We start from the raw sequence: 12,315 nt of genomic DNA, 5'->3' as shown, positions 1-12,315 counted from the left end.
CCGCCAAAAGCGGGCAGGGCGCGGTATTGGCTCAGCGGGGCAGGGCCTTGCTCAGCTCGGAAGTGGCACCGTCCGGGCTGGTGGCGGTGACGGTGAACGAGCGGTTGGGCTCCTTCACGTCCAGCGGGAAGCTGAAGTTGGCCACGCCGCGGCCGTTGGTGGACACATACACCTCGCCGAGGAAGTTGGCAGCCTCGGTTTCAGTCGGCTTGGCGTTGCCGAACACTTCCACGCGGTAGCGGCTGTTGGGCTCGCCGGTGACTTCGCCGTGCAGGCGGCCAGCGGCAATGGCGCGCAGCTTGGGTGCCGGTTGGTTGTGGTTGGGCAACTGCTGGCAGTCCACCACCGGCGCGCCCTTGGCCGCGCAGATCACCGCCTTGCCGGCTTCCACGCCGGCGCCGCGGTTGCCCACGAAGCTGGCGTTGTCCGGGCCCGGCACGCCGAAGACGATGGCACCGGTGCGCTGGGTGGGGATGCACGAGCCGCCGCTCTGGCAACGCTTCACGTCCTGGCTGTTGTCCCAGATGCGGTTGGCGGTCAGGCGGGTGTTGTGGCTCACGGCTTCGGGGCGCAGGGCCACGCCGATACGGTTGCCGTGGATCACGTTGCGGTCCAGCAGGTTGTCGGCGCCGGTGACGCTGATGCCAATGGAGTTGCCGATGAGCACGTTGCCACCCAGGTAGTTGCGGTCGCCGGCGTTGATCTGCACGCCGTCGGAGTAGCCTTCGAAGCGGTTGTGGGTCAGGGTGTTGTCGCTGGCCTGGAAGACTTCCACGCCCTGGGACGCCTCGGGGGTCAGCTTGCTGGCGCGGAACAGGTTGTCGGCCAGCAGGTTGAACGCCGCGCCGCGGCTCAGTTCCAGGCCGTCGCCGTTGTCGATCAGCTGGTTGCGGATGATGCGGTTGTTGATGGTGGTGTTGACCGTGGCGTTGCCCTGGCCGTCGTCGCCGGTCAGCATGATGCCGGCGCCGCCGCGGTTGGCGACGATGCGGTTGTCGTGCACGCTGCTGTTGCCGGCGCGGTTGAGCAGGATGCCGATGCAGAAGTTGCGCACTTCCAGGCCGCTGATGTCCACGCCCTGGGTGTCGCGCACGCTCAGGCCGGGGTTGCTCAAGGTGCGCACGTTGGCGCCCGACTGGCCGGCCACCGCGCCTGGGCAGGCCTTGGCTGTGTCGCCCTGGACGAACGCCGAACCGTCGATGGCGATGAAGTCGCCGCTGTGTTTCCACGCCGAACCCTCGATCACCACCGGGCCCTTGATGTCAGGCAGGGCCGAGGTCGGCTTGATCACGAAGGGCGCGCTGCCCACCGCCTGGATCTCGATGCGGTAATGGCCGGGGTTCTGGTTGTTCTGCTCGATGGCCCAGCGCAGGGTGCCATCCTTGCCGTCGTCGGCGTAGCTGTTGACCACCAGGGTCTGCGGCGCATCCGTGGTCGGGGTCGGCTCGTCCGCGTGGGCTGTCACCACGGGCAGGGCCAGCAGCAGGGCTGCCAGTACGGGGGAAACACGCATGAGTATCGATTCCGGGAAAACACTGTTGTTTTTTCACGTTCGCCGGCTCGGTGGCGAAAACGCGGCATGAGTCTAGTAGATGCAGAACGCGATGTGTGGGCGGTGCGGGTGGTTGCGGTCGATATTCGCCCAGTGCAGTTCATCGGGTAAAGATAATTACCGAGAAATTTTTGAAACTCTGGGGCGAAGCGTTCAGTCAACCTTATGTCGACTTTAGACACCTGTACTTTCCTGAAAGGAGAAATACCATGAGTGGCACTAAAGACAAAGTGAAAGGAATGGCTAACGAAGCGAAGGGCAACGTCAAGGAAGGCGCCGGCAAACTGGTGGGCAGCGACAAGTTGCGTGCCGAAGGCGCCGCGGACAAGGCCAAGGGCAAAGTCCAGCAAACCATTGGCGAAGCCAAGGACAAACTGAGCAAGCACTAAACGGTGTTCGCGCGGTCTGAGCCAATACAGCGGTCATCCTCGGATGGCCGCTGTGCTGTCTGGACATTGCCGGTAACCGTTCCAGGTTCGTGTTTCACGCTACATTGAGGTAAAACCTGTGCCCCCGAGTGTGGCCAGGTCCGGCGTTTCACTCGTTGTAACCCTCCCCATGGCGGCGAAAGGAGACGCTAATGATTTTTCCGGAATTGCGTGAACTGAGCCTGCAGACCGTGCTGATGCGCACGGTGAAGGAGTTCATCGATGACGAGATGTCCACCTATGCCTCGGCGCTGGCCTACCAGATGCTGTTCTCGCTGTTTCCCTTCATCCTGTTCCTGATTGCCCTGATCGGCTTCCTGCACCTGCCCGACTTCTTCTCGTGGCTGCGCCTGCAGGCCGGACTGGTGTTGCCGCCCCAGGCGCTGGATTCGGTGAACCCGGTGATCGACCAGCTGCAGCAATCCAAGGGCGGGCTGCTGTCGTTCGGTATCGTCATCGCCCTGTGGACCGCCTCGGCCGGCGTGCGGCTGATGATGAGCGCCATGAACGCTGCCTACGACGTGGTCGAGGAGCGCCCGGTATGGAAGCGCATCCCGCTGTCGATCTTCTACACCGTGGGCATCGCCGGCATGCTGCTGGCGGCGGCCGCGCTGATGGTGCTGGGCCCGCAGGTCATGGGCTGGCTGGCCGGGCAGATCGGCCTGGAAGACTTCATCGTGACCTTGTGGACCATCGCCCGCTGGCCGGTGATCGTGATCCTGATGATGATCGCCGTGGCGCTGATCTACTACGTGATGCCGGACGTGCGGCAGAAGTTTCGCTTCATCACCCCAGGCTCGGTGCTGGCCGTGGTGGTGTGGATCATCGCTTCGCTGGGCTTTGCCTTCTACGTTAAAACGTTCGCCAACTACAACGCCATGTACGGCAGCATCGGCGCGATCATCGTGCTGCTGCTGTATTTCTACATCTCCTCGGCGGTGCTGTTGCTGGGCGCCGAGATGAATGCAGTGATCGAGCACATGTCGGAAGAGGGCAAGGACCCGGGCCACAAGGAATTTCCCGAAGACGAGGCGCAAGATGATAAAAAGCATGTTTCGGGTCTGGGCCGCGATCACTCGCTGAAACCGGACGCCGAGCAGGCCTGACCGGGAGAAGGACCGCCTCATGATTCACGACATCCTCAAGATGGGCGACGAGCGCCTGCTGCGCGTGGCCCAACCAGTGCCGGCCAACATGTTCGGCAGCGCCGAGCTGACCCAGCTGATCGCCGACATGTTCCAGACCATGGAACACGTCGGTGGCGTGGGCCTGGCCGCGCCACAGATCGGCGTCGACCTGCAGCTGGTGATCTTCGGCTTCGAGCGCAGCGAGCGCTACCCGGACGCCGAAGCGGTGCCACAGACCATCCTCATCAACCCCTTGATCACGCCGTTGAGCCCGGCCACCGAAGAAGGCTGGGAAGGCTGCCTGTCGGTGCCGGGCTTGCGTGGGGTGGTGGACCGCTACACGCACATCCGCTACGAGGGCTTCGACCCCCAGGGCCAACCCATTCAGCGCGTGGCCCAGGGCTTTCATGCGCGGGTGGTGCAGCACGAGTGCGACCACCTGATCGGCCGGCTGTACCCCTCGCGCATCACCGACTTCAGCCGCTTTGGCTTTACCGAGGTGCTGTTCCCCGGGCTGGATCCGGCGTCCGACGATTAACGCATTTTTCGTGTAGCGGCAACTGTCTTTGTGGGAGCTGGCTTGCCAGCGAGCTTTTAGGGCCTCAACAGCTCGCTGGCAAGCCAGCTCCCACAACAACGTCGTAAGCGGCCGCCACTAATCCTTGGCCACTGCCACCGGCTTGATGAACCGTAACGTCATGCGGTCCGACTCACCGATGGCCTGGTATTTCGCCTTGTCCTTGGCACCCAGTTTGTAGGTGGGCGGCAGGGTCCACACGCCTTGCGGGTAGTCTTTGGTGTCCCTGTGGTTGGCGTTGATTTCGCTCTGGCCCACCAGGGTGAAGCCGGCGTCGGTGGCCAGCTTGATCACGTATTCAGTAGGCAGGTAACCGCTGCTCTTGATCTGCTCCACGGTCTCGCCCGGCTTGCCGCGATGGTCCACCACGCCCAGGGTGCCGCCCGGCTTGAGCACCTGGTAGAAGCCCTGGAACATGGCCTTGGCGTTGTCGGCCATGACCCAGTTATGCACGTTGCGGAAGGTCAGCAGGGCGTCGGCCGAGGCGTCCGGGCCGAAGGTGGGGGCCTTGGGATCGAAGGTCACCAGCCTGGCCTTGCCGTAGTGGGCGCTGTCGGCGTCGAACTTGCGCTTGAGGGTGTCGAAGCTGCCGGACGACTGCACGGCGGCGATGTAGCTGCCGTGGTCCTTGAGCAGCGGCGCCAGCACTTCGCTGTACCAGCCGGTGCCGGGGGTGATCTCGATCACCGTCTGGTCCTGGCGCAGGCCGAAGAACTGCAGGGTCTGGCGCGGGTGGCGGTAACGGTCGCGGGCGCTGTTGGCCGGGTCGCGCCAGCTGCCCTTGAGCACACTGGCGAAGGTCTTGTCGCTGATGGTGGAGGGCGGGGCCACGGCGGCCAGGGTCAAGGCGAAGGCGGGGGCGGCACACGCCAGGGCAATAGCCGCGAGCAACGAACGTTTCATGACAATCCCTGTAGGCGAAAAGACGATCCCCACAGCGTAGCAGCGGCCGCCAGGCCGCGTCACGGGGCCGGCGTGGTCATCGCGATCAACGCCTTGTTGCGCTGGTAGCGCACCAACCGTTCCGCCAGCACCTGGGGCAGATCGTTCGCCAGCGCAAACCCCAGCCGCTGGTAAAACCCCGCCAGCCCCGGGTCGCAGAACAGCCACACCGGCCCGGCCACGCTGGCCACTGCCTGCGTCACCAGCCGCCGCGCCACGCCCTGGCCGCGGCAGGCGTCGGCCACCAGCAAACCGGTCAGCCAATGGCCGTCGGCCACCGGCGTCAGGTTCAGCGCGGCAATGATCTCGCCGTCGCGCGCCACCCAGGCCTGGGCCGCCTTGTCGCCGCGCATGGCCGAACGCTGCTCGCGGTAGAACTTGTTCAGCAACGGCCACAGCGTTGGCGCCAGGGGCGCGTAGTCAATGCTCATGTGGCCGGCCAACCACCGCCCAGGGCGCGGTACAGTTGCACGCGATCCAGCGCCACCTGGGTGGTGCTGTTCACCAGCTCGCTCTGGTTCTGCAGGCGAATGCGCTGCACGTTGAGCACGTTGATGAAGTCGATGGCGCCCTGGCGGTAGCGCTCCTGGGCCACGTTCAGGGCCATGTCGTTCTGCCGCACGGCTTCGGCCAGGGCCGCATGGTGCTGCTGTTCGGCGCGGTAGTCGGTGAGGGCGTTGTCCACTTCATGCCAGGCGCCCAGCACGGTCTTCTGGTAGTTGAGCGCCGCTTCCTGCTGCTGGTGCTTGCGCAGTTGCAGGGTGCCGGTCAGGCGCCCGCCCTGGAAGATCGGCAGGTACAGGCTGGGGCCGTAGCTCCACTGGCGCGAGTTCCAGGCGCCGAAGTTGGAGCCGTCCAGGGCCTGGAAGCCGAAGCTGGCGCCCAGGCTGATGCGCGGGTAGAAGTCGGCCTTGGCCACGCCGATGGCGGCGGTGGCGCGGTGCAGCGCGGCTTCGCTGGCCTGGATGTCGGGGCGCCGCTGGGCCAGTTCCGAGGGCAGGCCCAGCGGCACGTCCGGTGCGCTGGCGGGCAGCGGTTTCGGCGCTTGCAGCTCGCCAGCCAGGGCACCCGGAGCCTCGCCCAGCAGGTAGCTGAGGGCGTTGATCAGGCGGTCCTGTTGGGCCTGCAGCATGGGCAACAGCGCCTCGATGCTGGCCACCTGGGCCGCGGAGTTGGCGGTGTCCAGGTGGGTGGTCACGCCGTTTTCCAGGCGCGTCTGGGTCAGGTCGCGGCTGCGCTTGGCGATATCGAGGTTCTGCCGGGCCACCTGCAGTTGCGTCTGCACGCCGCGCAGTTTGAGGTAGTCGCTGGCGGTCTCGGCGCTGATGCTCAGCAGCACGCCGTTGCGCTGGGCCTGGCTCAGGTCGACCTCGGCGTCGGCCGCCTCGACGGCGCGGCGCACATGGCCCCACAGGTCCACCTCCCAGCTGGCGTCGGCGGCGCTGTTCCACAGCTCGAACGGCGCCTTGCCGCTGAGGTTGGACGGGTCGAGCAGGCTGACGGCGCTGTTGCGTTCGCGCTGGTAGCTGGCGCCCAGGGCCACGCCGGGCAACTGCGCGGCGCCGCTGACCTGGCGCATGGCACGGCTCTGCTCCAGGCGGTTGCTGGCCACGCGTACGTCGAAGTTGGCCTTGGCGGCGCGCTGCACCAGCGAACTCAGCTGCGGGTCACCCAGGGTCTGCCACCACTGGCTGTCGACTGCGGCGGCGGCCTGGGCCTGTTGCTGCCACTGCGCGGGCAGTTGTGGTTGCGGCGTGTGGAAATCGGGGCCGACGCTGCAGGCACCGAGGCTGGCCATGGCCAGCGCAAGCAAGGGGCGTTTCATCTCAATGCTGCTCCTGGGCGGTGTCGATGCTGGCGACCACCGACATGCCGACGCGCAGTTTTTCCAGCTCGGGCTGGCCGGCGTCGAAGATGATTTTCACCGGAATGCGCTGCACCACCTTGGTGAAGTTGCCGGTGGCGTTGTCCGGCGCGATGGCCGAGAACGACAGGCCGGTGGCCGGTGCCACGCTGTCGACGTGGCCGGTGAAGGTGCGGTCGGGGAAGCTGTCGACGTGCACGCTTACGGTCTGGTTCAGGTGCATGTGCGCCAGCTGGGTCTCGCGGAAGTTGGCCACCACGTAGGCGTCCTTCAACGGCACCACCGCCAGCAGCGGCTTGCCGGGCGCCACGTAGGCCCCCACGCGCACCGAGCGCTGGCCGACCATGCCGTCCTGGGGCGCGGTGATGCGCGTGTACGACAGGTTGAGGTTGGCCTGTTGCAGCGCCGCCTGGTCCTTGGCCAATTGTGCCTCGGCCACTTCGCGCTGGGCCTTGAGCACTTCGAGGGTCTTCTGCGCGGCCACCTTGGCGGCGTCGTCGCGGTCGCGGGCGGCTTGCCAGCCCTGCAGGTCGGACTCGGCCTTCTGCCGTTCTTCCTGGGTGCCGGCACCGGCGTTGGACAGGTTGCGATAGCGCTGGGCATTGGCCTGGGCGAAAGCCAGCGAGGCGGCGGTGGCGCGGATTTTCGCCGTGGCCTGGTCGATCTCGGCGCCCTGGCGCTCGATGCCGGCGGCCAGGTTCTTCAGCTGCGCCTGGGCGGCGTTGACGTTGGCCGTGGCCGCAGCCTGGGCGGCCAGGTAGTCGCGGTCGTCGATCTGCGCCAGCAGCTGCCCGGTGCGCACCGCCTGGTTGTCGGCCACGGCCACCTGGGTGACCTGGCCGGCCACGCGCGGCGCCACCAGCACCGAGTCGGCGTTGATGTAGGCGTCGTCGGTGCTTTCCAGCGAGCCGTGGCTCAGCAACCGGTAGGCCCCGTAAGTGCCGCACAGCAAGATGGCGACGGTGATCAGCGAAATGGCGGTTCTATGCTTCATGGGGATACCGGAGGTTGCGGTGGATAGGCGCGTTTGGGCAGGGTCAGCAAGACAAGCAGCAGCACGGCGATCACTGCGATCAGCGCCAGGAACGCGTCGCTGGCGGTGAGCACCAGGGCCTGGGCGTGCACGCGGTGGGCCAGGCCGGTGGCGTCCAGCAGCGGCTCGAGGCCCTGGCGGACGCTGCCCAGGCGGTCGAGCAGCACGTTGGAGTGCAGGTGTTCGCGGGCGGTGACGAAGTTTTCCAGGGCCACCGCGGCCAGCACCGAGAACAGCGCGCGCAGGGTGTTGACCATGGCCGAGGCGAACGGCCCTTCCATGGGGTGGATAACGCCGGTGGCGAGCATCAGCAGCGGCACCACGATCATCGGCTGGCCAACCGCGTGCAGCGCTTGCAGCCAGTAGAAGTCGTCGCGAATCCAGGCGCCGGTCAGCAGCGCGCCGCCCAGGCAGGCCACGGTCAGGATGGCCAGGCCGGCAGCGATCACGTAGCGGGCGTCCACCCAGTTGCGGTTGATCACCGTGGCCACCAGCGGCGCCAGCAGCAGTTGCGGCAGGGCGATGCTCAGGGCCAGGGGCATGGTCTGCAGTGGTCGGTAGCCGTGCACGCCGGCCAGGTAGGCGGCGGGAATGGCGCTGCCGGCCAGGCTGACGAACATGAACAGGGTGAGGGTGGTGATGCCGAAGGCGAAGTTGCGCCGTTCCAGCAACTGCAGCTTGAACAGCGGCAACGGGTGGAACCATTCGTTGAGCAGGAACAGCGGCAGGCACACCGCGGCGCCCAGCAGCAGCCAGCAGATCAGGCTGGAGTCCAGCCAGTCCAGGCGTTCACCCTGGGTCAGCGCCACCACCAGCATGCTGATGCCGCCGCAGCCCAGCAGGGCGCCGCGCCAGTCGAGCTGCTTGAAGCGCTCCAGGCGCAACGGGTCCTGCGGCAGGCCGAAGGCAATGCAGGCCGAGCCGACCAGGCCGGCGGGGATGATCTGCCAGAACAGCAGGCGCCAGTCGGCGTTTTCGGTCCAGAGCGAGGCCAGGGGCATGGCCACGTTGGGGCCGAAGGTGGCGGTCAGGGCGTAGGCCGACAGCCCGTACAGCTTGATGTGCCACGGCAGGAAGCGCAGCGCCACGGTCATCAGCAGCGGCGGCAGGCAGCCGCCGGCCAGCCCTTGCAGCACGCGCAGGGTGAGCAGGCTTTCCAGGTTCGGCGCCAGCGGGCACAGGGCGCCACACAGGCTGAACAGCAAGGTGACGACGATGGCGAAGCGGCGCAGCGAGAAGGTCACCGCCAGCCACGGCGCAATCAGCATCGCCGAGACTTCGGCGGCGCTGTAGGCCGAGCTGATCCAGGTGCCTTCGTCGTGGCCCAGGCCGAACACGCCCAGCACGTCGGCCAGGGCAATGTCGGTGGCGCGGTCGTTGATGCCCGAGGTCAGGGCGGCGATCAGCACGCCGACCAGGCCGATGGCCAGGCGCCAACCGAACGGCGTGGGGGCGGGTGGAGGAGCAGGTGCGGACACGAAAGATTTCCCGAGACGCGAGCGAGTAAGAGTGCGATAATTGGTACAGTGTACTGAGCAGCGATACAAGAGGCAATCCAGTGACCACGACAGACAACGACCGCACCGGCATTCAGGTGATCTCCCGCGCTGCGGCCATCCTGCGCTGCCTGGAGAACGAACCAGCGGGCCTGAGCCTGGGCGCCATCGCCAAGCGCATCGAGCTGCCGCGCTCCACCGTGCAGCGCCTGGTGGACGCCCTGGCGCTGGAGCAGCTGCTGGAAGTGCGCGGCGCCGGCGGCGTGTGCCTGGGCCCGGCGCTGATGCGCCTGGCCACTCACAGCCACGTGGACATTTCGCAGCTGGCGCGGCCGTTCATGGAAGACTTGTCGCGGCTGACCGGCGAGACCGCGGTGCTGCTGCACGCCAGTGGCGCCGACCTGCTGTTGCTGCATTCGGTGGTCTCGGCGAGCGAGCTGCGGGTGTCGCCGGGCACAGGCAACTTCCTGCGCATGCACGCGTCATCCGGCGGCAAGGTGCTGTTGGCCCGTAAAACAGATGAGGCGGTGCGCGAGCTGCTGCAAGGGCAGATGGAGCAGCTGACCCCGGCCACCCTCGACCTTGAGCAACTGCTGGCGCAACTGCCGCAGATTCGCGCCGAGGGCTTCGCCTACGACCGCCAGGAGCATGTGCAGGGCGTGGGCGGCATCGCCACTTTGCTGGACACGCCCCAAGGCAACTACGCCATGACCGTGGTGGGCCCAGCGTGGCGCATCGAGCAGCACCAGGCGCGTATTCGCGAAGCGCTGGGGCGCGTGCGTGACGAACTGAGCAACGCGCTGCACAGCAAGGGCTGAATTATTGCAACTTCGGCAACAGTGCTTGTCAGCCCTTGAGGTTTATTCCCGCTGGGGAAGTTGTATTCTATATATGTCCCCGCTGAAACATGAAACAGCGGTGACAGGTACTTCGTGTTACGCAATGAGTTCAAAATATTGTGTAACAACTTCTTCCAGCCCCAACCCGGCAAATGAAGTCAATCAGCGTGATTGCTTTAAAGGCCCTTTACCATGAAAACTCTTGTGATTGCCGCACTGGTCGCGTTCTCGACTGTTGCCGGCGCTGCCACTTTGCCTGCTGCCAGCAATAACAGTGTGCAGGAATATACCTACGGTACCCACCTGGATATCGCCAAGGTGGTGAGCATGACTTCGATTCCCGACGTGTGCGAAGTGGTACCGGCGAAGATGACTTACCTGGACCACCAGGGCGAACGCCACACCATCGAATACCGGGTGATGGGCAACGGTTGCGAGAACAACTGATGCCTGGCCGCCGAGCCCTCGCGCAGTGAGCGGGGGCAGCGGGCCGTGACGTGGCCGTGCCCAGTGTAGTAAGGTCCACGCCAATTATTGCCCGCGGAGTGTTCGCTTGAAATCCCTTCCCTTGAAACCGCTGTATGTGGCTGGCCTGCTGACGCCTTTCTGGCTGGCAGTTGCCTTGCTGATCCTGGGCAGCCTGTACCCGGACTACAGCCAGTTTGAACAGTCCATGAGTGTATTGGGTGCGGTGGATGCGCCGACACACTTTATTGCGCCGATCATTAATAACTTTCCGCTTGGTTTGTTATTCATTTTGTTTGGGGTTGGTGTTTACAAGACATTTCCACAATCGGCGTGGGGCCGTGTCAGCGGCCTGTTGATTGTGCTGCATGGCCTGGCCAGTTTTGTCACCGGTGACTTTGCCTGTGATGCCGGGTGCAGCCTTGACGATCCGTCGGCCGCCCAGCAGGTTCACCATATTGCCGGCCTGGTCATGGCCTGGAGCCTGATCGCTGCCGGCGCCATCTGGGTGCGCCTGGGCCTGCGCCTGGAAGGCTTCCGTGGCCTGGCGTTCCTTTCCATGGCATTCACCCTGGTGGCATTGGTGACCCTGCCGATGGTGGCCATTTCGGCGAAGAACCTCGTGGGGCACGGCCTGTACGAGCGGGTGAACACCTTCGCCTCGGCCATCTGGACCGCCATCTTCGCGGTCGTCCTGCTACGCCGCAAAGCGTAGTCGTAGCAGCGGCCGCAGGCCGCGTCCATGGCACCGTAGTGGTGCGGGACGCGGCCTGCGGCTGCTGCTACAGGGTGTTCAGGGCTTGGGTGATGTCGTGTTCCAGGTCCTCGACGTCTTCGATTCCCACGCTCAAGCGCACCAATCCTTCTGTCACCCCATATTGCCGCCGAATGTCCTCGGCCACCGCGCTGTGGGTGGTGGAGGCGGGGTGGCAGGCCAGCGAGTCGGTGTCGCCCAGCGAAACCGCCTGGGTCACCAGGGTCAGGCTGTCGAGGAAGGTGCGCGCGGCGGCCTTGCCGCCCTTCAGCTCGAAGGCCATCAGCGCGCCAAAGCGGCTCATCTGCCGCCGGGCCACGGCGTGGCCGGGGTGGCTGTCCAGGCCAGGGTAGAACACCGTGGTCACGGCCGGGTGGGCGTCCAGCAGCCGGGCGATGCGCTCGGCGCTCAGCGACGCGGCTTCCACCCGCAGCGGCAAGGTCTTCAGGCCGCGGATCAGCAATGACGCCTCGAAGGGGCTGAGGCAACCGCCGAACTGCTTCAGGCCCACGCCGCGAATCTTCTCCACCAGCGCCCGGCTGGCCACCACCACGCCGCCGGTGGCATCGCCATGGCCGCCGATGAACTTGGTTGCGGAATGCACCACCACGTCGATGCCCAGGCTCAGCGGCTGGGTCAGGCAGGGGGTGGCGAAGGTGTTGTCGGCCACCGTGACGATGCCGTGGGCGCGGGCGATGCGTGCGGCCTGCGCCAGGTCGACGATGCCGAGCATGGGGTTGTCCGGGGTTTCGGCGAAGATCAACCGGGTCTTGGGGGTGATCGCCGCTTCCAGCTGGGCCACCGTGGCCACGTGCAGGGAACGCACGCCAAAGCGCGGCAGCAGGTTACGCATCACCCCTTCGGTGCCGCCGTACAGGGTGCCGACGTGGATCAGTTCGTCGCCGCTGGACACCAGGGCCAGCACGCTGGCGCAGATGGCCGCCATGCCGCTGGCGAAGGCCACGGCGCTTTCGCCACCCTCCAGCGCGGCCATCTTGCCCTCCAGCGCGGCCACCGTCGGGTTGGCGAAGCGGCTGTAGATGAACCCCGGGCTCTCGCCGCTGAAGCGTTGCTCGCCGGTGTCGAAGTCACCATAGGAATAGGCCGAGGCGGTGCTGATCGGCGTGGCGACGGCGCCGGTGCTCGGGTCGGGCGTTTGCCCGGCGTGGACGGCGAGGGTGCGGATCCCCAGGGTGCGCGCGGTGTCCTTGGCCATGTCTGGCTCCTTCAAGACGTTG

The 12,315-nt window shown here is 66.0% G+C and carries 13 protein-coding genes; 6 read left to right on the top strand and 7 right to left on the bottom strand.

Annotated features, from left to right (window positions below):
• Positions 1 to 31: 31 nt before the first annotated feature.
• The gene (locus AC0J42_RS24655; RefSeq protein ID WP_416426491.1) at positions 32 to 1,513 is read right to left on the bottom strand and encodes a right-handed parallel beta-helix repeat-containing protein; all 1,482 of its coding nucleotides are present in this window, start codon (positions 1,511 to 1,513) and stop codon (positions 32 to 34) included.
• A gap of 248 nt (positions 1,514 to 1,761) precedes the next feature.
• Between AC0J42_RS24655 and AC0J42_RS24650 the strand changes: the two genes are divergently transcribed.
• The 3 genes from AC0J42_RS24650 (at position 1,762) to def (ending at position 3,645) form a co-directional block, all read left to right on the top strand.
• Complete coding sequence (locus AC0J42_RS24650) at positions 1,762 to 1,941, top strand: CsbD family protein (protein ID WP_416426490.1); 180 nt, start codon at positions 1,762 to 1,764, stop codon at positions 1,939 to 1,941.
• A 191-nt stretch (positions 1,942 to 2,132) separates the two neighbouring features.
• Complete coding sequence (locus tag AC0J42_RS24645) at positions 2,133 to 3,086, top strand: YihY/virulence factor BrkB family protein (RefSeq protein WP_473004288.1); 954 nt, start codon at positions 2,133 to 2,135, stop codon at positions 3,084 to 3,086.
• Between the two features lie 19 nt (positions 3,087 to 3,105).
• A complete protein-coding gene (def, locus tag AC0J42_RS24640; RefSeq protein WP_473004287.1) occupies positions 3,106 to 3,645 on the top strand; it encodes a peptide deformylase in 540 nt (179 codons plus the stop codon).
• Positions 3,646 to 3,762: 117 nt separating this feature from the next.
• Here def and AC0J42_RS24635 read toward each other — a convergent pair whose 3' ends face one another.
• The 5 genes from AC0J42_RS24635 to AC0J42_RS24615 are packed head-to-tail and all read right to left on the bottom strand — an operon-like array spanning position 3,763 to position 9,001.
• On the bottom strand, positions 3,763 to 4,587 hold the full coding sequence (locus tag AC0J42_RS24635; RefSeq protein WP_416426485.1) for a class I SAM-dependent methyltransferase: 825 nt from the start codon (positions 4,585 to 4,587) through the stop codon (positions 3,763 to 3,765).
• A 59-nt stretch (positions 4,588 to 4,646) separates the two neighbouring features.
• On the bottom strand, positions 4,647 to 5,057 hold the full coding sequence (locus tag AC0J42_RS24630; RefSeq protein WP_473004285.1) for a GNAT family N-acetyltransferase: 411 nt from the start codon (positions 5,055 to 5,057) through the stop codon (positions 4,647 to 4,649).
• The gene (locus AC0J42_RS24625) at positions 5,054 to 6,451 is read right to left on the bottom strand and encodes an efflux transporter outer membrane subunit (protein WP_473004283.1); all 1,398 of its coding nucleotides are present in this window, start codon (positions 6,449 to 6,451) and stop codon (positions 5,054 to 5,056) included. Before AC0J42_RS24625 ends, AC0J42_RS24630 begins: the two co-directional genes overlap by 4 nt.
• 1 nt (position 6,452) lies before the next feature.
• Complete coding sequence (locus tag AC0J42_RS24620; protein WP_473006899.1) at positions 6,453 to 7,490, bottom strand: HlyD family secretion protein; 1,038 nt, start codon at positions 7,488 to 7,490, stop codon at positions 6,453 to 6,455.
• Complete coding sequence (locus AC0J42_RS24615) at positions 7,481 to 9,001, bottom strand: MFS transporter (protein ID WP_416426481.1); 1,521 nt, start codon at positions 8,999 to 9,001, stop codon at positions 7,481 to 7,483. The genes AC0J42_RS24620 and AC0J42_RS24615 overlap by 10 nt, the downstream gene beginning before the upstream one ends.
• A gap of 80 nt (positions 9,002 to 9,081) precedes the next feature.
• Between AC0J42_RS24615 and AC0J42_RS24610 the strand changes: the two genes are divergently transcribed.
• From AC0J42_RS24610 to AC0J42_RS24600, 3 genes are all read left to right on the top strand, one after another.
• The gene (locus AC0J42_RS24610) at positions 9,082 to 9,837 is read left to right on the top strand and encodes an IclR family transcriptional regulator (protein ID WP_473004281.1); all 756 of its coding nucleotides are present in this window, start codon (positions 9,082 to 9,084) and stop codon (positions 9,835 to 9,837) included.
• 213 nt (positions 9,838 to 10,050) lie between these two features.
• On the top strand, positions 10,051 to 10,305 hold the full coding sequence (locus AC0J42_RS24605) for a DUF2790 domain-containing protein (protein WP_416426477.1): 255 nt from the start codon (positions 10,051 to 10,053) through the stop codon (positions 10,303 to 10,305).
• Between the two features lie 106 nt (positions 10,306 to 10,411).
• Positions 10,412 to 11,038, top strand: a complete 627-nt coding sequence (locus AC0J42_RS24600; protein WP_473004279.1) for a DUF998 domain-containing protein — start codon at positions 10,412 to 10,414, stop codon at positions 11,036 to 11,038.
• Between the two features lie 67 nt (positions 11,039 to 11,105).
• Here the strand turns inward: AC0J42_RS24600 and AC0J42_RS24595 are convergent, their stop codons facing one another.
• The gene (locus AC0J42_RS24595) at positions 11,106 to 12,293 is read right to left on the bottom strand and encodes a trans-sulfuration enzyme family protein (protein WP_473004278.1); all 1,188 of its coding nucleotides are present in this window, start codon (positions 12,291 to 12,293) and stop codon (positions 11,106 to 11,108) included.
• Positions 12,294 to 12,315: the final 22 nt, after the last annotated feature.

The sequence above is a fragment of the Pseudomonas sp. Tav-5-1A genome (assembly GCF_055755055.1).
The sequence above is the reverse complement of the archived record's forward strand: the minus strand, read 5'-3'. Positions and strand labels throughout refer to the sequence as shown.